This is a genomic window from Haloferax sp. Atlit-48N (assembly GCF_003383015.2).
Lineage (GTDB): Archaea > Halobacteriota > Halobacteria > Halobacteriales > Haloferacaceae > Haloferax > Haloferax volcanii.
In genome coordinates this window covers 1,891,347-1,910,852 of record NZ_CP137689.1, presented here as the reverse complement: position 1 = coordinate 1,910,852, position 19,506 = coordinate 1,891,347, and the positions used below count along the sequence as shown (strand labels likewise).

The window sequence follows — 19,506 nt, the reverse complement described above, 5'->3', positions numbered from 1 at the left end:
CGGCGGCGGCCTTTAGTTCGCCGCCTCCGTCGTCGCCTCGGGGGCTCAGACCAGCGCGGGCTGGCGGGGTTCGAGAATCTTCGAGTCCTTGCGGGACTCGTGGGTGACCTCGGAGTCGACGGCGACGAGTTCGTCGGCGTGGAGGTCGTACGCCGTCAGCGCGCCGCCGTAGACCGCGCCCGTGTCGAGGCCCATCGCGTGCTCGAAGACGGCGGGGTGGGCCATCACGGTGTGCCCGAAGAAGACGCGCTCGGGACCCTCGTAGTACTCGAACCAGAACGGGCCGTCGTAGCTGTCGCCGGGGTTCATCGCCCGGGTGTTTTCGAGTTCGTCGACGCTGTGTTCGGAAAGCGGCTTTTCGGGGTGGACGCCGCCGTGGACGACGATGGCGTCTTCCCACGTGATGGCGACCGGGAGGTTCGAAATCCATTCGAGGTCGTCGTCGGTCAGCGCGTCTAGCTCCTTCGTGCCGCGGATGAGCTTTTCTTCGTTGTTGCCGCGGACGGTCAGGAAGTTGTCGCGCTCGCGGACGTAGTCCACGACGCCCTTGCTGTCGGGGCCCTTCCGCACGAGGTCGCCGACGAAGACGACGAGGTCGTCCTCGGAGGGGTCGAGCCGGTCGACGAGGCGTTCGAGCGCCGGCAGACAGCCGTGTACGTCGCCGACGACGTACACGTCGTCCCAGTCGTCGATGTCGACTCGAAGGTGGTGCTCGGCGACGTCGGGGTGGAAGGACGGAACACTCATTGGAAACGTTCTCTCCTCTGCCTGAAGACGGCTACCTAAGAAAGGGTTGCTAGTTTCGGACTGTTGTGCTATATAGACATGGCTGCGAGTCTCACGCACGCCGCGCGAGCCGCCGGCGACGACCCGCCCTCTGTCGCCGGCCATCCCGCAATCGCTTTCCGGCGCGGCCGCGAAGTCGCGGCCATGAGCATCGGACCCCTCGACGACGAGACGGTCGAGAAGTATCGAGAGGCAGGGGAGGTCCTCCGCACGGTGTTGGACGAGTCGGCCGAGATGGTCGAACCCGGCGTCACCCACCTCGAAGTCGCCGAACACGCCGAAGCGCGCATCCGCGAACTCGCAGACGGCTGTGCGTTCCCGGTCAACATCAGTATCAACGAGGAGGCGTCGCACGCCAGCCCCGGCCGCGACGACGACACCGTGTTCGGCGAGGACATGGTCTGTCTGGACGTCGGCGTCCACGTCGACGGCTACATCGCAGACTCCGCGGTGACAGTCGACCTCTCGGGCAACGACGAACTCGTCGAGTCCGCCGAGGAGGCGCTCGACGCCGCCCTCGACATGGTCGAAGCGGGCGCGCACACCGGGAAAATCGGCGCGGAAATCGAGGACGTGATTCGCGGCTACGGCTACACGCCCGTCCTCAACCTCTCGGGCCACGGCGTCGAGCAGTGGGACGCCCACACCGACCCGACCATCCCGAACCGCGGCGCAGAGCGCGGCGTCGAACTCGAAGTCGGTGACGTGGTCGCCATCGAACCGTTCGCCACCGACGGCACGGGCAAGGTCACCGAGGGGTCGAAAAACGAGATTTACAGCCTCGTCAACGACCGCTCGGTCCGCGACCGCATGTCGCGCAAACTGCTCGACGAGGTGCGCGAGGAGTACAAACTGCTCCCCTTCGCGGCCCGCTGGTTCGAGGGCGGTCGCTCAGAGATGGCGATTCGCCGGCTCGAACAGCAGGGTATCCTCCGCGGCTACCCCGTGCTGAAAGAGGAAGACGGCGCGATGGTCGGGCAGGCCGAAGACACCATCATCGTCACCGAAGACGGCTACGAGAACCTCACGCGATAGTCGGACGGAACCGGGGTCGGAGCCAGCACCGACCGCCCCGAGACCGAAACGGCTTGCCCGTCCGGGTCCATTGAGCCGCCATGGACCAACTGTTCGCCCCGTGGCGCATCGACTGGGTCGCCCGCGACGACGACCAAGACGCCGACGCCGACGACCCGGACGACGACGACCGCTGTCCCTTCTGTGCGCTCCCCGAGCGCGACGACGACAGAGAGAGCAAAATCGTCGCCCGCTCGCCGCACTCGTTCGTCCTCCTGAACAACTACCCCTACGCGCCGGGGCACGTCATGGTCATCCCGCACCGCCACACCGGCGAGTTCGCCGCCCTCTCGGACGCGGAACTCCTCGACCACGCCCGGCTCAAATCGAAGACGCTCGCCGCGTTGGACGCCGCCTTCGACCCCGACGGCTGTAACGCGGGCGAGAACCTCGGCGGCTCGGCCGCCGGCGGCTCCATCGACGACCACCTCCACACCCACGTCGTCCCGCGGTGGAACGGCGACACCAACTTCATGCCGGTCATCTCCGACACGAAAGTGCTCGTGCAGGCCCTCGACGACTCCTACGACCAGCTTCACGAAGCATTCGCCGGCCTCGACGGGGCACTCGTCGACGGCGACGACGACGCGGTTCGCTTCGAATTAGACTGACTCTAAAACTCACGTCGAGTGCATCTAATAGCCCGCTCCGGCCCGAAGCGCATTTGAACCCCTCTCCCGAAAGCCACGGTAATGGAGCGGAAACGGGCCATCCGTCGGGTCGGATTCGTCGTCCTCGCGGCGAACGTGCTTCTCGTCGCCGGGAAGGCCGGCGTGTGGTGGACGACCGGGAGCCTGGCCCTCGGGTCCGAGGCAGTCAACAGCCTCGCGGACGCGGTTTACAGCACCATCATCCTCGGCGGCCTCTATCTGACGACGAAGCCGCCGGACTGGGAACACCCCCACGGCCACGAGCGTATCGAGCCGTTCATCTCGCTTTTCGTCGCGGTCGGCATCTTCGCCGCCGGCGGGGCGATTCTCTGGCAGAGCACGTCCAGCATCCTCGCGGGGACTTACGGCGGAGACGCGGGGACGCTCGGCGTCGTCGTCCTCGTCGTCGCGGCGGCGGCCAAGTACGTCCTCTACCGCTACTGCTACTCGGTCGGCCGCGAGCAGAACTCGCCGGCGCTCGTCGCCGCCGGCGTCGACAACCGAAACGACATCCTCACCGCCGGCGCGGCGCTCGTCGGCGTGGTCGGCGGGCAGTTCGGCTACCCCATCTTGGACCCGCTGGCCGCCATGGTCGTCTCCATCGGCATCGTCTACACCGGCTACGAAATCGTCCGCGACAACGTGAACTACCTCGTCGGGGCCGCCCCGCCGGAGTACCTCCGGGCGCTCATCGTCCAGACCGCCCTGTCGCACCCCGACGTGTACGGCGCACACGACGTGGTCGCCCACTACGTCGGCCCCGAAATCGACGTGAGCCTCCACATCGAGGTCGAAGGCGACATGACGATTGCCGAGGCTCACGACATCGAGACGTGGGTCGTGCAGGCGATTCGGAACATCGACGAGGTCGACGACGTGTTCGTCCACATCGACCCGAAGGAACTCGGGGAGTGGAAGGAAGACGACGAGACCGAGCGCTACACCATGTTCTCGCCCGACGGCGGCGACGACCGCTGACGGCCACTAACTGCCACTAACGGACGCTGACGACCGCTGACGACCGCTGGGGGTTCAAAGCAGCTTCTGGACTTCCAGCCGTAGCTCCCCGAGATACGGCACGTGGAACTGGCCTTTCGCCCGCACCCAGTCGGGTCGGACGGGCGGGGCGATGCCCCGCGCCTGGTCGTAGTAGTCGTTGTCGTCGCCGCGGGTGACGTAGCCGGCGTGCGGCGCGGGGCAGTACAGGAGTTCCGCACAGGAGTCCGCGTCGTCGACGTAAGACGCGTTGGCCCGGTCGTACCAGTTCTCTCCGTCCTCGACCCAGAAGACCGCGCGGTGGATGATGGGCGAGCCGTCGCGCGACGGCGTGTCGTAGACGACGACATCGCCCGGGCCGCCGAGCCGGCCGTAGCCCTCGCTCGCGTTGGCCGTGACCACGCCGTAGTCGTCGGCCGCGGGGCCGCCGTAGCGACCCTCCGCGGTCACGACGACGAGGTCGCCGCGTTCGAGAGTCGGTTGCATGCTCCCGCTCTCGACGGCGACCATCGGGGGCCACACGCCGCTCACCGCGAACAGCACCGCGCCGACCGCGACGACGACCGCGACCGTCGAGAGCGCGTCTCTGGCGAACGCTCGGGCCTCCGATTGACTGTCGTCGGACACGGGTGCTGTCAGCCGTCGCGTCGCTATCAATCTTGTTGCCGGCGTCGGCGTGAGAGAAACCGTTAGGGCCGGGTGGCGCGACGGTCGAGTCGTGAACGACGACTACCACCTCGTCCCCGAGTTTCCCGCCCCCGAGACGTACGTTTCCCTCCGCGACGCCGCGGGGATGCCTCCCCGGTCTCTCGCGGCCGCCGAGCGCGGCGTTCCGAACACGATTTTCGGCGTGCGCGTCGTCTTCGAGGGGGCGACCGGCGACGAGATAGTCGGTATGGGTCGGCTCGTCGGCGACGGCGGTACCGTCTTTCAGGTCGTCGACGTAGCGGTCCACCCCGACCATCAGGGCCGTGGGCTCGGCACCCGCGTGATGGACGCGCTCGTGGACTACCTCGACCACGAGGCCCCGCCGTCGGCGTTCGTGAATCTCCTCGCCGACGTGGACGGCTACTACGAGCGCTGGGGGTTCGAACCGACCGCGCCGGCGTCGAAAGGGATGTTTCTCCGAGTGGGCGAGGGCGGCGTCCGCGGGCGCGACGAGAACTGAGAACCGAGCGGAGTGTGAATCGGCGGGGCGACGCGTCTTCGGCGCGCAACCGCCCGCTCAGGCGGCGGTGGGCTCCCGCGGTTCGGGCTGTGCCTCGACCGGTTCGGCGAAGGCGTAGACGGTCTGGTGGGCGGTCACCGTCACGCGGGCGAAGTCGCCGGGTTCGAGGCCGTGTTCGGTGGCGTTCTGGACGATTATCTGGCGGTAGGCCTCGTCGCGGCATTTCACGGAGTCGCCGGTACCCTCCTCGACGACGAGCACCTCGCGCTCCGTGCCGACCATCTCGTCGTACGCGGCGGCGACGATGTCCATCTTCGCCTCGGACATCTCCTTGGAGCGCTCCTTTTTGAGCGTCCCGCCGAGGCCCTTCAGGTCCGCGGCGTCGGTGCCGGGGCGCTTCGAGAAGCGCGTGACGTTGACCTTCTCGGGGCGAACCTCGCGGAGCAGCTCCATCGACCGCTCGTGGTCCGCGTCGGTCTCGGTCGGGTAGCCGACGATGAAGTCGGTCGAGAGCGTCCAGTAGTCGAGTTCGCGGTCGAACGTCTCGACGATTTCTCTGAACTTGTCGACGCGGTGCTGGCGACGCATGTGTTCGAGCACCTCGTCGGAGCCCGACTGCACCGGCGCGTGGATGAAGTTGTAGAGCTTGTCGTGGCGGGCGAACACCGCGGCGAGTTCCTCGCGGATGCCGTGGACGCCGCCGGGGTTGGCCATGCCGACGCGGACGCGGAACTCGCCGTCGATTTCGGTGCAGATGCGGTCCAGTAGCTCGGGGAGCTTTCGGTCGCCCTTGTCCCAGCCGTAGACGCCGGTGTCCTGCCCCGTGATGCGGAGTTCCTTCGCGCCGGCGTGGACGAGCGCCCGCGCCTTCTCGACGTTCTCGTCGACCGAGGGCGAATCGACGCGGCCGGTGGCGAACTTCGTGATGCAGTACGAGCAGTTCGACATACAGCCGCGGGCGATGGGCAGGATGCCGACGACGCCGTCCAAGACGGGTTCGACGCCGGGGCCGGGGGTCGGACACTCGCCGTTGGTGACGGCGGTCGGCACGTCGTCCCAGTGGAGAATCTGGGCGTCGATGCCCTCCTCGCGGAAGTCGTTGCCCTGCGCGAGCGCCATACAGCCCGTGATGATGAGGTCCGCCGTCTCCGCCGCCAGCTCTTTGGCCCGACGGAGCATGTTCCGCTCCGTCTTCTCCACGACCGTACAGGTGTTCATGATGGCGACATCGGCCTCCTCGGGCCCGTCGACGCGGTAGTGGCCGGCGTCGCGGAGCGCGCTCTCGATGGCGCGGCTCTCGCCGCGGTTCGAGGTGCAGCCGTATGTCTCGATGTGGTATCGGGCCATTCGGTTATCCCACGTACCGGGTCAGCGGGCAAAAACGCCGCGGTCTCCCCCGAGACTGCCGGCGTCCGCGACCCGTGATAGCGTCTCTCGGGGGTCGTCTGCGCGCTCCCTGAGCGTCATCGCCGCATCCGCAGTCTTCCCTCCGCTTTTTCCGCCTCTCACCTCCCGCTTCCCACTCGCACCCTCGCCACCGCGCCCGGCGAAAAAGTACTTGTCACTGTGCTATGACGTTTCGGTCGATGCGTTCCCGCAGGACACCGCCCGATTCGCCCTCCGCCAGCGACTCGGCCGGGACCGACGACCCGGCTTCGGCCGGCGCTCGGGAGTCGGCTTCGGCCGCCACCGGCACCAGCACCCGCCGCGGCGTGCTTCGCCTGCTCGGAGCGGGCGCGGTCGCCGGGGTCGCCGGATGCCTCGGCGGCGACGAGGGACAGACTGACGACGACTTCCCCGAGGGCGTCCGCTTCGAAGACGGCTGGCGGACCTACGCCCACGACGACGCGAACACCGCGTTCCTCCGCGACGGAACGGCCATCTCCGAGCCGACTATCGAGTACGAACCCGACTTCGGGATGGGCTCGACCGAGCCAGTCGCCGCCGACGGGGTGGCTTACACGCCCAGCGACCCGATACGGGCGCTCGACCCGGCCGCCGGCGAGGAGTTGTGGACCGCACAGGGCGAGGAGTGGACCGCGCCGGTCGTCCTCGACGGAATCGCCTACTCGCTCGGTGTGACGGTCCACGGCCCGAACCGACTCGCGCTCTACCGCGCCCGGACCGGTCGGCTGTTCCGAACTATCGAACTCCCCGGCCGCCCGCGGACGCCGCCGGCGTTCTCCAACGACCGCGAGACGCTGTTTCTCGGCCTCGACGACGAGCGCGTCTGCGCGGTCGATATCGACGCCGCCGAGGTCAAATGGACGCGGTCGCTGTTCGGCGCGGTCCGGCGACCCCTCGCGGTCAACCTCCACTCGATTTTCGTGGTCACCGAGGGCCAGCGGCTCTACTGCCTCGGAACTGACGGACGTGCCCGCTGGCAGGCTCCGACCGAGACGGTCGAAACCGTCGCGCCGGTCGTCGGCGACGAGCGGGTGTACCTCGCCGGTTGGGACCGCATCGCCGCGCTCGAACGGCGCAGCGGCGACGTGGTCTGGGAGGACGACCGCGGCGTCCACGAGCGGCTCGCGTTCGACGGCGAGCGCCTCTACACGGTTCGCGGGTCGCTCCGGGCGCTCGACAGCGCGACCGGCGAGGAGCGGTGGCGCTACTACCCGGACGAGACCGTCTCCGCCGCGAGCGTCGTCGGCGACACGGTCTACGTCGGCACGGGACGCGGCGACCTCGTCGCCCTGAACCGAACCGGCGACGGTGGCCTGTTCGGTGACCGCGAGCGCTGGTCGATTTCGCTCGGTCGTAACGTCGGCCACTCGCTGGCCGCGACCGACCGCCGGGTGCTCTGCCCGCTCGTCCGCGACGACGGCCTGCGGAGCATAACTGTCGTCGCCGACGCCGACGCCGACGAGTCGAGCGCGGGAACGACCGCGGACGCCGGCGGGTCGGAGTCGTGACGAACCCCGACGCGAGACTATCGAGACGGGCGTTCCTCGGGACTCTCGGAACCGGCGCAGCCGTCGGTCTCGCGGGCTGTGTCGGCGGCGATGAGGGCTCCACGGGCGACGGGCGGACCGACTGGCAACATCCGTACTTCTCCCCCGAAGGGACGGGCTACAACCCCCGTGCGACCGGCCCGGCGTCGAAGCCGAGCGAGTCGTGGGGCATCGAGGTGAACGGCCTCGAACTGGCGCGCCCGGTCGTGTTCGACGAGACGGTGTATCTCGCGACCAGCGAGCGCCTCCGGGCGTTTTCGGCCGCCGATGGCACCGAGCTGTGGTCGGTCGAAAGCGACACTCAGAGCGTCTTTCGCTCGTCTGTGACGGTCGGTTCGGAGCGCGTCTACGTCGGCCATTCCGGGGCCAGAACCGGCGTGCTCGCGTACACCCACGACGGCGAAGAAGCGTGGCACGCGCCGACCGAGTCGAGCGTCTGGGCTCCGGTCGTCCGACCCGAACCGGACCGCGACTGTCTCTACACCGCTGACACCGCGGGGAACCTCTACCGCGTCCGCGCCAGCGACGGGAGCGTCGAGTGGCGCGAGGAGGTGTTCGGCCCGGTTCGGTCCCTCGCGGCCCGGAACGACACCGTCGTCGCCGGCACGGAGGGCGGCGAGGTGGTCACGTTCCGCGACGAGGGCGTCAAGCGCGGCCTGACCGGAACGTGGCGAACCAAACTCCCCGGCGGCGTGCAGGCGCTCGCAGTCGCCGGGTCGGGCGACGTGTTCGCGGGCTTCTTCGGCGCGGGCGTCGCCCGACTCAGCGGCGGCCTCCGCGCCGGTGCGGTGGCCTGGCACCAAGAAGACCCCTCGCCCCACGGCTCGCTCGTCGTCGGCCCCCGGCGAATCTTTTCGACCGACGGGGCCGGCCTCGACGCCTTCGACAAACGTTCCGGCTCCCCCTCGTGGGCGGCCGGCGACGATTTCTTCGCCCCGCCGGCGGGTGCCGGCGACACCGTCTTCGTCTCGGATACGAGCGACGACGGCGGCGTCGTCGCCTACGACACGGGGGGCGGCGTCGGCCTCGACGACATTCGCGTCGGGGGCGTCCGCTGGCGCTACGACCTCGCGGGGCGCGCCTTGACCGGTCCGACGCCGGCGGGCGACGCGCTGTTCGTCGTCGAATCCGGCGGCGACGACGGACCACGGCGACTCGTCGCGTTGCGGGCCGGGTAACAGAGCGATTCGGGGGCGCTCGACAGGGTCGTCTCGGGAGACCGCGACCCTCAGATGAGCCCCAGTATCCACCGCGTGACCTCGGAGGTCGCGAAGAAGGCACCTTCCACCCGGGAGAGAACCCTCCCGGTCCAGAGCGCGGCGACTATGAGGAGAGTGACCGCGACGAGCCACGCGAACGTCCCGAGCGCCGAGGCGCTCACCGCGAGCGGGCGAGCGACCGCCGCGACGCCGACGATACCCGTGATGTTGAGGATGTTGCTCCCGACGACGTTGCCCACCGAGACGCCGAGACTCCCCCGTCGGAGCGCGACGAGCGAGACGGCGAACTCCGGCGTCGACGTCCCCGCCGCGACGATTGTGCCGCCGATGACCCACTCGGAGACGCCGGCCCCGCGGGCCAGCTCCGAGGCGGCGAGCACCATGTAGTCGCCGCTCACCACCACCAGCGCCAACCCGCCCGCGAGGAACACGGCGTCCCGCCCGGGGAAGTCGATTCGGTCGGTTATCGGGCGGGTCACGCCGCCGTCTCCGAGCGACTGGTCGGCCGATTGCTCAGTTGCTCCATCGGCCTCAGTCTGGGTGCCACGGAGCAGGTACGCCGTGTAGGCGACGAACGCCGCGACTAAGAGCGCGCCTTCGAGCCTCGTCACCCGGAGGTCGAACAGAACCAGTCCGCCGAGGAGCGTGCTCGCCAGCAGGGCGACGCCGTCGCGGGAGACGAGCGACTCCGCGACCGGAATCACCCGGAACAGCGAGATGACGCCCAACACGAACGCCACGTTGTAGATGTTCGAGCCGAGGACGTTGGCGACCGCGATGTCGCCCAACCCCTTGTACGCGGCGTCGACCGCGACCGAGAGCTCCGGCGTCGAGGTCCCGATTGCGACGATTGTCAGCCCGATGGTGAGCTCCGAGAGGCCGAACCGCCGAGCCGCCCGGACGGCGGCGTCGACCAACAGCCGCGCGCCGACCCAGAGCCCGAGCACTGACACGAGAATGACGCCGATTTGAACGACGGGTCCGCCTCTGAGCATGGTACTGAGTTCCCGGGAGTCGGATAATCAATGTTGGGCGCGCGGCGTTCACAATCTATCGACGACCGCGAGACCGCGAGACCGCGAGACCGCGAGACCGCGAGACCGCCGACCTACTCCTCGGGCGCGCCGGAGACGATGTCGACGCCCGACGACGCGCCGATGCGCTCCGCGCCGGCTTCGAACATGGCGACCGCCTCGTCGTAGGAGCCGACGCCGCCGGAGGCCTTGACGGGCAGGTACTCGGCCATGAGCGCCACGTCCTCGACGGTCGCGCCGCCGTCGGCGAAGCCGGTGGAGGTCTTGACGAAAGCGGCGTCGGCCTCGGCGGCCGCCTCGCAGGCGCGGTGTTTCTCTGCCTCGGTGAGAAGCGCCGTCTCGATGATGACTTTCACGGGAACCGGGACGGCGGCGACGACCTCCGAGATGTCCTCGGTCACGAGTTCGTCGTCGCCGGCTTTGAGCCGACCGACGTTGATGACCATGTCCAGTTCGTCCGCGCCGGCCTGCCACGCGTCGACGGCCTCCTCGCGCTTGGCCGTCGTCGTGTGCTGACCGTGGGGGAAGCCGACGACCGTCGCCAGCAACACGTCCGGGGCGTACTCGCTCGCTTCGGCGACGTAGCACGGCGGGATGCAGGCGTTCATCCCCCACTCGGCGGCGGCGTCGAGGACGGCCTCCACGTCGGCCATCGTTGTCTCGGGTCCGAGGACCGTGTGGTCGATGCGGGCGGCGAGGTCGGCTCGGTTCATACCCTGTCGAGGCGACCCGAGGCTAAAGAACGTAAGGCTTTCACGCCGCCCCGCCGCGCCTCCTGCATGGCCATCCTCCCCGAGGGGTTCGCGCTCCCGCCGCTCCCCTACCTCGTCGCCCTCGTCGCGGGACTCGTCGGCGTCGGCGTCGGACTGACTCGAACGCGCCCGACGGTCACGCCCGCGCACGTCCTCGCGCTCGTCCCGTGGATGGTGTCGGGGTCGGCGCTCCACGTGCTCTACGTCGTCGGCGCGCTCCCGCCCGCGGTCGAACCGCTCGCCGGCACGCCCGCGGTCTATCTCTCCGTGGCCGTCGTCGCCGGCGCGACGTGGCTCGCGCTCGACGCGGCCGACCTCGCCTCGCCGCAGACGCTCGCGGCTCCGGGGCTGCTCGTCGCCGCCGGCCTCGCCGGCTTCGCGCTCTTCGCCGGCCTCGCCGCCGGGACGCTCTCGGTCGCCTGGCCCGGTCTCGCCCTCGTCGCCGCGGTCGTCGTCACTCCCCTGACGTGGCGGGTCGTGACGCGACTCGCGCCCGAGGCGGCCGCCGCGGGGTCGCTCGGACTCCTCGCACTCTTCGGGCACGCCCTCGACGCGCTGTCGACCGCCGTCGGCGTCGACGTGCTCGGCTTCGGCGAGCGGACGCCGCTGTCGCGCGTCATCCTCGACGCCGCCGCGGCGCTCCCGACCGCGGAGGTCATCGGCGTCGGCTGGCTGTTCGTCCTCGTGAAACTCGCCGTCGCCGGCTTCGTGGTCGCCCTCCTCGCCGACTACGTCCGCGAGGACCCGACCGAGGGGTCGCTCCTGTTGGGCCTCGTCGCCGCCGTCGGCCTCGGCCCCGGCGTCCACAACCTCCTGTTGTTCGCCATCGCCGGCTGAGGCCGCGACCCTGTTTGGGCCGCCCGCCTACCGGCCTCCGCATGCCCGCTGTTGCGCCGCGCTCCGTAGTCGCCCGACCCGGGAGAGTTATCCCACCGGCGACCCGACCTACGCGGACGCATGTCCCGTGTCATCTGCGCCGGCCACGTCAACTGGGACGTCACCCTCCGCGTGGACGCCCTGCCGGAGCCCGACGGCGAGGCGACCGTCGAGTCGCGGGTCGGCGCGGGCGGCGGCAGCGCCGCCAACGTCGCCAGCGGCCTCGTCGGCCTCGACGTGCCCGCCGCGCTCCTCGGGAGCGTCGGCGACGACGAACACGGCCACGCCGCCGTCGCCGAACTCGCCTCGAAGGGCGTCGACTGCCGCCACGTCGTCAGCGTCGACGGCGGCCCGACCACGGTCAAGTACATCGTCGTCGACGCCGCGGGCGAGGTGTTCGTCCTCGGGTCGCCCGGCGTCAACGAGGCGTTCGAGGCGACCGACCTCCCGACCGACCCGCTCGCGGCCGCCGACCACCTCCACCTGACGAGCCAGTCGCCCGAGACGGCCGCGACGCTCGCCAGACGGGCCCACGAGGTCGAGACGACCGTCAGCTTCGACCCCGGGCGGCGCGTCGGCGACCGGGGCTACGCCGACGCGCTCCGCGAGGTGGACTACGTCTTTCTCAACGACCGCGAGGCCGCCACCGCGCTCGGTGAAGCGGCGGTTCAGCGCGGACGAGACGCCGCCGCAGACCCCGTCTCAGACGTGGCCGAGGCGCTCGCGCAGACGACGCTCGTCCTCAAACACGGCCCGCGCGGCGCGGAGGTCAGAGACGGCGACGACCGACACGTCCACCCGGGCTACCCTATCGACGCGGTTGACACGACCGGCGCGGGCGACGCCTTCGCCTCGGGCTTCATCGCGGCCCGCCTCGACGGGGCGACCTACGAGCGGGCGCTGGCGGTCGCCAACGCCTGCGGCGCGCTCACCGCGGCCGAACCGGGCGCGCGGACGCAACTCAGTTGGCGGCGGCTGGACGACCTTGTCGAGGGCTGAGCCGCCGCGTCCACGCCGCTCGGCTCCGACCCAACCAGTTTTATCCTCACCAGCCATTCGTCGGGACGATGTTTGACCACCTCCCGGCCGCTGTCGCCGCCCTCGACGCCGTGTCGAGCCTCGGCGCAGTCGCCGGGCGACTGCTTCTCGGCGCGGTCGTCGGCGCCGCGGCCGCCGTCGTGATGGCCATCCCGATGTGGCGGCAGGACGACGGCTTTACCCCCGCGTACGTCGCCGCGGCGGTCGTCCGCCGAACGACGCCCGACGAGGTGAGCTTCGGCGACGCGAACGTCGCCCACCACGCCGCCGGCGCGCTCGCCGGCGTCCTCTACGCGGTCGTCTACCTCGTCACCGACGCCGTCGCGCCGGACCTCGGCGTCGCCGGCATCGGCATCGATCTCCCCTCGCACCTCGTCGCGACCGCGGTCGTCGTGGCGTTCATCTACGTCGCGTTCGCCCGGTTCATCTTCCCCCGCGCCGGCCGGCGCATCTACGAGGAGCGCGCGACGGCGGTCCGCGGGCAGTGGCTCCGCTCCTCGCTCGTGTTCGGGGCGACGCTACTGGTCCTCGCGCCGGCGATTTTCACCGGGTTCGCGTGACGGCGGCTCGGTCGGAAGCCCGGCCGACGGACCGCGGTCCGTGCCCCCCGGTCGAACCGCGTCGTTTTTGCCCGCGACCCGAGTGGGTCGGTACATGGCGAAACAGCCCCACCTCCTCGTCGAAGAAGGCGACGTGAACGACATCGCGCTCATCCCGGGCGACCCCGGGCGCGTCGACCGCATCGCAAAGCAGTGCGAGAACGTCGAGGAAGTCGCGCAGAACCGCGAGTACAAGGTCGTCAACGCCGAGTACGAGGGCGTCCCGCTCACCATCTCCTCGACCGGCATCGGCTGCCCGTCGGCCGCCATCGCCATCGAGGAACTCGCCCGCGTCGGCGTGGAGACGTTCATCCGCGTCGGCACCATCGGCGCGCTGCAAGCGGACATCGAAGTCGGTGATATGATCGTCGCCACGGGCGCGGCCAAGGAGGAAGGAACCTCGAAGCGCTACGAGTCCGAGGTGTACCCGGCCGTCCCCGACTACGACGTGCTCACGTCGCTCGTCGACTCGGCCGAAGCCAACGACGAGGACGTCCACGTCGGCCCCATCGTCTCCGACGACGCGTTCTACAACGAGTCCGACGAGTACGTCGAAGACTGGAACGACGCCGGCCTGCTCGCCATCGAGATGGAGGCCGCGACGGTGTTCTCGCTCGCCCGCCGTCGGGGGCTCCGCGCCGGCGCTATCTGCACGGTCGACGGCAACCTCGTCGCCGGCACGCAGAAGGGAGCCGACTCGGACGAGGAACTCCCCGAGAAGGCGAAGAACAACGTCGAGCGCGCCATCTCCATCTCGCTCGACGCCGTTGCCGACCTCGCGTAGACGACAGCCGTGGACCCTCGCCATCTCGCGGCCCGCGCGGTCGCACGCGTCGGCGCGCTCCGCGACCGGATTCGCCGGATAGAGCGGCGCGAGATGGTGGCGTTCGGCCGCTGGATAGAGAACACGAACAACCTGCTGCATCTCTCGATTCTCCTCATCATCCCCGTGCTCATCGCGGTGGTGACGCTCATCTCCAACTCGGTCAGCACGCTGTCGTTCCTGCTGTTCCCGCCGCTCGCGTCCGGGTCGTACACGCTGTTTTCCGACCCCGAGGGGCGGTACGCCTCGCCCGTGAAGTTCGTCGTCGCCCTCACGGTCGGCGCGCTCTGCGGCCTCGTCGCGGTCGGCTTCACCGGCTGGGCGTACGGCCCGACCGGGACCGCGCTCGTCCACCCGTCGGCGGCGGCGCTCGCCATCTTCCTCGCGGGCGCGACGACGTGGGCGTTAGACGTGGAAGCGCCGTCCGCGTTTTCGACGGCGCTGTTGACGCTCGTCACGGGCAACGTGAACCCCGAGGAGTACGTGGTGAGCATCTTCTTCGCCAGCGTCGTCATCGCCATCGCCTTTACCGTCTGGCGCGAGCAGTTCTACGAGCGCCGCGCGGAGTACCTCTACGGAACCGTCCGCGGCGACGACCACGTCCTCGTCCCGATGCGCGGCGAGACGGCGACCCAGACGGCCTTTTTCGCCGCCCGGCTCGCCGCCGCCCACAGCGCCGGGAAAGTCGTCCTCCTCGACGTGCTCCCGGCGACGCCGGCCGACGAGAGCGACGCGACCCCGGACACCACGGCCGACGGCGAACTCGACGCCGACGCCGACGCGTCGGTCGAGCGCCTCGAATCCTGCGCCCACAACCTACGGACCCAGTTGGGCGTCCCCGTGGAAATCGCCGTCGCGCGCGGCGACCCGCTGACGGCGACCACCGAGGCCGCGGCGAACACCAACTCCGACCTCGTGGTGACGCCCTACGAGGAGGACCGCGGCCTGCTTTCGGACTACATCCGCGGCCTGTTCGGCGGCTCGTACGACACCGTGGCGTTTCGCTCGACCGGCGAGACCTACCGCTGGCGGCGCGTTCTCGTCCTCGTCGCGCGCCCCGGCGACGCCGCCCACGCGATGATAGACTTCGCGACGCGTCTCGCCGGGAAGACGGGGAGCGTGAGCGTCACGACGTGCATCTCCTCGGAGGTCGAACGCCGGCCCGCGGAGTCGAAGCTCGCCAATCTGGTCGAGACGGCCGACGGGAACATCGAGACGCGGGTCGCCCGCTCGGAGGTGACGGCGTTTATCGCCTCCAACGCCGCCTCCTACGACCTCGTGGTGCTCGGCTCCAGCGGCGACCGCTCGCCCGCCTCGCGGTTCATCTCGCCGCCGACGTTCGAGCGCATCCGCGAGATAGACTGCGACGTGGCGGTGTTCGACCGCGGGCACTGAGCGCCGAGAGAGAGAGCGACGCGGAGCAGCGGGCGTCGGAATCGGCTCGCGGTTGCGACCGGCGTCGCCGGGGTCGTCAGTTACGGTCGTCCGTTCCGGGGTCGTCTGCCTCGCCCGTTCCGGGGTCGTCCGCCTCGCCCGTTCCGTCTTCGGCCGGCTCGGTGGGCTGTTCGTCGAGCAGCCGTTCCTCGATGGTTTCGAGGCCGCTCCCGCCGACGGCGGACTCCGCGAGGAAGTGGCCGCCGAGCGCCGCGGGGCTGATGACGGTGTTGGCCCCGGCGCGGCGCAGTTTCCGCTCGTTTTCCCGCTGGGTCGCCGCCGCGACGATGTGCACGTCGGGGTTGAGCTGTCGCGCCGTGAGGATGGCCAGCGCGTCTTCGGCGTCGTTGTTCGTGGCGACGACGACCGAGCGGGCGGCGTCGACGCGGGTCCGCTGGAGCGCCTCCTCGTCGCTCGGGTCGTCGGTGACCACGTCGTAGCCGCGGTCGGTGAGGCGCTTGGCGCGCCCCTCGTCGGGCGTGACGATGACGACGCGGGCGCGGTCGCCGAGCTCTTCGAGAATCGGTTCGGTCAGTTCCCCGTAGCCGAGGACGAGGACGTGGTTCTCCAGGATGTCGAGTTGTGATTCGGTCATGCGTCCGAGTGCTTTGGTGAGTCGCGCTTCGATTGCGGGCGTGAGCAGGACACCGAGCGCCACGGCGAACGTCGCCACCGTGATGAGGAGCGCCGAGATGCCGAACAGCCTGGCGATGGCGGTCTGCGGGTAGATGTCGCCGTAGCCGACCGTGCTACCGGTGACGACGCCGAAATAAAACGCGTCGAACAGCGTGTCGATGCCGTTGAACTGCTCTCTGAGCGCCCACGCGCCGGCGGTCGTGTAGGTCTGTGCGCCCGCGATGGCGAGCAGCGCCGACAGCTGCGTCGCCGTCAGGTCGAGGTCGCGGTCGAACGCCCTGTGATTGAACACCAACAGCGCGAGGCTGATAAGCGAGAGGCCGACGAGCGGGGCCGCCCGCTCGGGCGACTGGATGAGCCCCTGCGCGGCGGTCACCGGGAGCAACACCGCGGTCGAGTACCACGCGGCGCGGTAGCGGCGGCGGAGCCCGAAGACGCTCGCGAGGAGCAGAAAGCCCGTCAGCGTCCCGGTGAAGCCGGCGGTGATGCGGACCGCGTCGGGGATGTAGGGTGCCAGCACGCCGCCGGCGACCGGGGAACTGATGTTGAGGATGCCGATGGCGACCGACAGGACGGCGGCGACGAACACCGTCCCGATGGTCGCGCGGGCACCGACCCACTCGCGTACCGAAGCCATGTCTCTCGCAGTTCTGGCGTCCGAGGCCAAAAGCGGTCGGGTATCGGCCCGTCACGGGTGCGTCGTCACGTCTTTATCGCGTCGGTGAGTGTACCGGCGCATGGCTTCACTCCCCGTCGAAGTCGTCTACGGGCTGTACTTCGGCGTCCTCACGGGCCTCGTCCCGGCCGCCGTCGCGTGGCTCCTCGGCTTCGGCTTCCGCTACGTCACCGGCGTCACCGTGCCGGGCCTCGCCGTCGTCGTCCTCAGCGTCGCCATCGCGGGCGCGAGCGGCGGCCTCATGGCGCTGGCCGACCCGACGATTACGCAGTCGGAGAGCCAGGTCAGGCTGACGGTCGCGCTGTTGGTCGTCCTGATGGGGTCGTTGTACGCCCACAACCGCGGCGACGCCTTCGCCAACGACATCCCGCGGAAGATGTCGCTGCGCAAGCTCACAGAGCGGTCGCTGTCGACCGACGTGGTCGAACTCGTCGGCGGCCGCGGGCAGGTCAGCGTCACCGTCACCGGTGAGGTCGGTGACATCGAGGGTTACCCGCCGGTTCCGCTCGACATCCGCACCGGCATCCGCAACGGCGAGTGGACGTTCCCCGCCGACATCCCGCTCGTGGAACTCGAATCGCGGTTCGCCGACCGCCTGCAAAACGAGTTCGACCTCGCAGCCGTCGAGGTCAGACTCGACGAGCGGGCCCGCGCCACCGTCACCGCCGCGGCCCCGGTCGGCGGCCTCTCGAAGCGCCTCCCGGCGGGCAAGCGCGCGGTGTCGGTGACGGCGCTCGTGCCGACGGGGCTCGCGCAGGGCGACGACGTGGTCGTCGTCACCGACGGCGGCACGGTCTCCGCGACCGTCGCCGGAGTCGACTCCGTCGCGGAGGTCCCGAGCGAACCCGACGACGATGACGACGACGCGGACGCCCCGAAGGCCGCGCCGCGCGCCCCCACGGCCGTCGGCGGCGAGGGTCGCGTCACGCTCGCGGTCGACCGGGGGCAGGTCGAACCGCTCCTCACGAGCGACGTGGAGCGGTTCGTCGTCACCTCCCGCGGCGTCCGTCGGGAGTTCGAACTCGTCTCACTGCTCCGCCGCGCCGGCAAGCGCTTCTCTCGGCTCTCGGTTCGGTCCGAGAGCCCGCTCGACGGCGTGACACTCGGCGAGGCGGGCGTCCGCGACGCCTACGGCGTGGCCGTCCTCGCGGTCCGGCACGGCGGAAACTGGACGATTGCGCCGCGAGGGGACCAAGCGGTCTCCGCCGGCGACACGCTCTACGCGGTCGGGTCGAGAACCGACCTGACCGGCTTCGAGGAGGCGGTGGCGTGATGTCGGCGCTGCTCTCCGCGTTCGCTTCGGCCGCCGGCGCGGGCACCGCCGTTTCGGTCGCGCCCGCCGCCGACCTGTTCGCGGCGGTCGGAGGGTCGCCGGCCGCCGCCGGACAGGTGTCGATTCCGCCGGCCGACGACTCGCTCGTCTTGCAGGCGCTCCGGCTCGTCGGCCTCGTCGTCGGCGCGTTCGTCGTGTCGGCGGTCGCCTCGCTGCTCTACCGCTGGTACACCCGCGAGATAATCCCGCGGGCGCTGGCGGTGCTGTTCGGCGGCGCGGTCGTCGCGCTCTACCTGAACACTATCGGGCTGTTCGGCGCGTTCACAACCGGCACCGAAACCGAGGTGTTTCAGCTGGACACCGTGGTTTTCAACGTCGCGTCGCTCGCCGGCGGGGCGCTCATCGCCCCGGTCGGCCGGGTCGCCGGCGACCGACTCGCGACCGACGTGTTCGCCGTCGCGGGCGCGAAGGAACTCGACGCCGACGTGAGCCGACTCGTCCGGACCGTCGGCCGCGTCACGTCGGTGACGCTCCCCGATGATATCGGCGACATCGAGGGCTACGACCCGGTCGCCGAGAGCGTCAAGACCCAGCTGAGCGGGAAGACGCTGCTGTTCCCCCGACGCCTCGGCGAGGCCGAACTCCGCGACCGACTCGCGACGCGCATCAAGGACGACCACGGCGTCGGCCACGTCGACGTGGAGTTCGAGGCCGGCGGGAGCGAGGTGTCGTACCTCGCGCTCGGCAGTCGCGCGGCCGGCCTCGGGCCGACGCTCGCGCCCGGCACCGTCGCGGTCGCGATTCGCGGCGACCCCGGCTCCGGCGCGGCCGCCGGCGACCCCGTACAGGTCTGGTCGGTTCCGAAGCCGGACGCGGCCGACGACGACCCGGCAGCCGACGCCATCGCGAGCGCGGCCGACGCGACCGAATCGCCCGACGCCGCCGACGTGACCGAGACGGCCGGCGGCGGCCCCGACCCCGGTTCGCTGTCGGACGGCGGCACCGACACCGACGCGCCGGCCGAGCCGACCCGCGTCGCCTTCGGCGAACTCCGCGGCGTCGCCGACGACGTGGCGACCGTCGCCCTCGACGCGGAGGACGCCGACCGGCTGGCGAGCGGCGAGACCTACCGGCTCGTGACGCTTCCCGCGGACCCCCACGTGGACCGCGAGTTCGCGTCGCTCCTGCGGAACGCCGACGAGACGATGGCGGTCACGACCGTCGCACCCGGTGCCGACCTCGACGGACTGACGGTGTCGGACGTGGACACCACGGTCGTCGCCATCCGGTCTTCGAACCGCCCGGTGGACGCGATTCCCGGCCGGGGACGCGAACTGGCAGCCGGCGACACGCTCTACGTCGTCGGCCGGCCGGAGGTGCTCCGGAAGGTCGAACGCCGGGCGACGACCGACACGGGCCGCACCGACGGCGGCGACGACGACGGAGCCGACACCGGCGGGTCCGACGGCGAGGCCTCGCGGTCGTCCGGGGCGCAATCCTCATGAGCACCGGGCGAC

The 19,506-nt window shown here is 70.4% G+C and carries 19 protein-coding genes; 13 read left to right on the top strand and 6 right to left on the bottom strand.

All coding sequences use genetic code 11. The features are described 5' to 3' along the window. Positions 1 to 45: 45 nt before the first annotated feature. Entirely contained in the window at positions 46 to 747 is a 702-nt protein-coding gene (locus DEQ67_RS10255) for a metallophosphoesterase family protein (protein WP_115861817.1), read from the bottom strand. 183 nt (positions 748 to 930) lie between these two features. On the opposite strand from DEQ67_RS10255, the gene map reads away from it, so the two are divergent. The 3 genes from map to DEQ67_RS10240 all read left to right on the top strand — a co-directional run bounded on the left by map (position 931) and on the right by DEQ67_RS10240 (position 3,488). Beyond that, entirely contained in the window at positions 931 to 1,821 is an 891-nt protein-coding gene (gene map, locus DEQ67_RS10250) for a type II methionyl aminopeptidase (protein WP_013035297.1), read from the top strand. An 80-nt stretch (positions 1,822 to 1,901) separates the two neighbouring features. Next, the gene (locus DEQ67_RS10245; protein ID WP_115861815.1) at positions 1,902 to 2,471 is read left to right on the top strand and encodes an HIT family protein; all 570 of its coding nucleotides are present in this window, start codon (positions 1,902 to 1,904) and stop codon (positions 2,469 to 2,471) included. An 81-nt stretch (positions 2,472 to 2,552) separates the two neighbouring features. Continuing rightward, positions 2,553 to 3,488 (top strand): cation diffusion facilitator family transporter, encoded by a 936-nt coding sequence (locus DEQ67_RS10240; RefSeq protein ID WP_004042686.1) that lies wholly within the window; start codon positions 2,553 to 2,555, stop codon positions 3,486 to 3,488. A 54-nt stretch (positions 3,489 to 3,542) separates the two neighbouring features. On the opposite strand, the gene DEQ67_RS10235 is transcribed toward DEQ67_RS10240, so the two are convergent. After that, a complete protein-coding gene (locus DEQ67_RS10235) occupies positions 3,543 to 4,133 on the bottom strand; it encodes a S26 family signal peptidase (RefSeq protein WP_004062378.1) in 591 nt (196 codons plus the stop codon). A gap of 91 nt (positions 4,134 to 4,224) precedes the next feature. On the opposite strand from DEQ67_RS10235, the gene DEQ67_RS10230 reads away from it, so the two are divergent. Continuing rightward, complete coding sequence (locus DEQ67_RS10230; RefSeq protein WP_115861813.1) at positions 4,225 to 4,674, top strand: GNAT family N-acetyltransferase; 450 nt, start codon at positions 4,225 to 4,227, stop codon at positions 4,672 to 4,674. A gap of 57 nt (positions 4,675 to 4,731) precedes the next feature. On the opposite strand, the gene DEQ67_RS10225 is transcribed toward DEQ67_RS10230, so the two are convergent. Beyond that, positions 4,732 to 6,021 carry a tRNA (N(6)-L-threonylcarbamoyladenosine(37)-C(2))-methylthiotransferase gene (locus DEQ67_RS10225; RefSeq protein ID WP_115861811.1) on the bottom strand — a complete coding sequence of 430 codons (1,290 nt, stop codon included), beginning with the start codon at positions 6,019 to 6,021 and terminating at the stop codon, positions 4,732 to 4,734. Between the two features lie 365 nt (positions 6,022 to 6,386). On the opposite strand from DEQ67_RS10225, the gene DEQ67_RS10220 reads away from it, so the two are divergent. Together DEQ67_RS10220 and DEQ67_RS10215 are read left to right on the top strand one after the other, a co-directional pair. Then, entirely contained in the window at positions 6,387 to 7,589 is a 1,203-nt protein-coding gene (locus tag DEQ67_RS10220; RefSeq protein WP_115861888.1) for a PQQ-like beta-propeller repeat protein, read from the top strand. Then, positions 7,586 to 8,806 (top strand): PQQ-binding-like beta-propeller repeat protein, encoded by a 1,221-nt coding sequence (locus tag DEQ67_RS10215; RefSeq protein WP_115802861.1) that lies wholly within the window; start codon positions 7,586 to 7,588, stop codon positions 8,804 to 8,806. Before DEQ67_RS10220 ends, DEQ67_RS10215 begins: the two co-directional genes overlap by 4 nt. A gap of 50 nt (positions 8,807 to 8,856) precedes the next feature. Here the strand turns inward: DEQ67_RS10215 and DEQ67_RS10210 are convergent, their stop codons facing one another. After that, complete coding sequence (locus DEQ67_RS10210; protein ID WP_115891490.1) at positions 8,857 to 9,843, bottom strand: calcium/sodium antiporter; 987 nt, start codon at positions 9,841 to 9,843, stop codon at positions 8,857 to 8,859. A 113-nt stretch (positions 9,844 to 9,956) separates the two neighbouring features. Then, positions 9,957 to 10,595 carry a deoxyribose-phosphate aldolase gene (gene deoC / locus DEQ67_RS10205; RefSeq protein WP_115802859.1) on the bottom strand — a complete coding sequence of 213 codons (639 nt, stop codon included), beginning with the start codon at positions 10,593 to 10,595 and terminating at the stop codon, positions 9,957 to 9,959. A gap of 66 nt (positions 10,596 to 10,661) precedes the next feature. Between deoC and DEQ67_RS10200 the strand changes: the two genes are divergently transcribed. From DEQ67_RS10200 to DEQ67_RS10180, 5 genes are all read left to right on the top strand, one after another. Continuing rightward, positions 10,662 to 11,471, top strand: coding sequence for a DUF63 family protein (locus DEQ67_RS10200; RefSeq protein ID WP_115802858.1), 810 nt, complete (start codon positions 10,662 to 10,664; stop codon positions 11,469 to 11,471). A 120-nt stretch (positions 11,472 to 11,591) separates the two neighbouring features. Then, positions 11,592 to 12,509, top strand: a complete 918-nt coding sequence (locus DEQ67_RS10195) for a carbohydrate kinase family protein (RefSeq protein ID WP_004062370.1) — start codon at positions 11,592 to 11,594, stop codon at positions 12,507 to 12,509. Between the two features lie 68 nt (positions 12,510 to 12,577). After that, complete coding sequence (locus tag DEQ67_RS10190; protein WP_115802857.1) at positions 12,578 to 13,108, top strand: hypothetical protein; 531 nt, start codon at positions 12,578 to 12,580, stop codon at positions 13,106 to 13,108. Positions 13,109 to 13,202: 94 nt separating this feature from the next. Continuing rightward, a complete protein-coding gene (locus DEQ67_RS10185) occupies positions 13,203 to 13,931 on the top strand; it encodes a nucleoside phosphorylase (RefSeq protein WP_004042710.1) in 729 nt (242 codons plus the stop codon). Positions 13,932 to 13,940: 9 nt separating this feature from the next. Then, positions 13,941 to 15,365: a universal stress protein gene (locus DEQ67_RS10180; protein WP_115802856.1), complete on the top strand. Its 1,425-nt coding sequence runs from the start codon at positions 13,941 to 13,943 to the stop codon at positions 15,363 to 15,365. Between the two features lie 76 nt (positions 15,366 to 15,441). Here DEQ67_RS10180 and DEQ67_RS10175 read toward each other — a convergent pair whose 3' ends face one another. Continuing rightward, entirely contained in the window at positions 15,442 to 16,677 is a 1,236-nt protein-coding gene (locus DEQ67_RS10175; RefSeq protein WP_004062367.1) for an NAD-binding protein, read from the bottom strand. Positions 16,678 to 16,777: 100 nt separating this feature from the next. Between DEQ67_RS10175 and DEQ67_RS10170 the strand changes: the two genes are divergently transcribed. Together DEQ67_RS10170 and DEQ67_RS10165 are read left to right on the top strand one after the other, a co-directional pair. Beyond that, on the top strand, positions 16,778 to 17,989 hold the full coding sequence (locus DEQ67_RS10170) for a potassium channel family protein (RefSeq protein ID WP_004042717.1): 1,212 nt from the start codon (positions 16,778 to 16,780) through the stop codon (positions 17,987 to 17,989). Further along, the gene (locus DEQ67_RS10165) at positions 17,989 to 19,494 is read left to right on the top strand and encodes a cation:proton antiporter regulatory subunit (protein ID WP_115802853.1); all 1,506 of its coding nucleotides are present in this window, start codon (positions 17,989 to 17,991) and stop codon (positions 19,492 to 19,494) included. The genes DEQ67_RS10170 and DEQ67_RS10165 overlap by 1 nt, the downstream gene beginning before the upstream one ends. Positions 19,495 to 19,506: the final 12 nt, after the last annotated feature.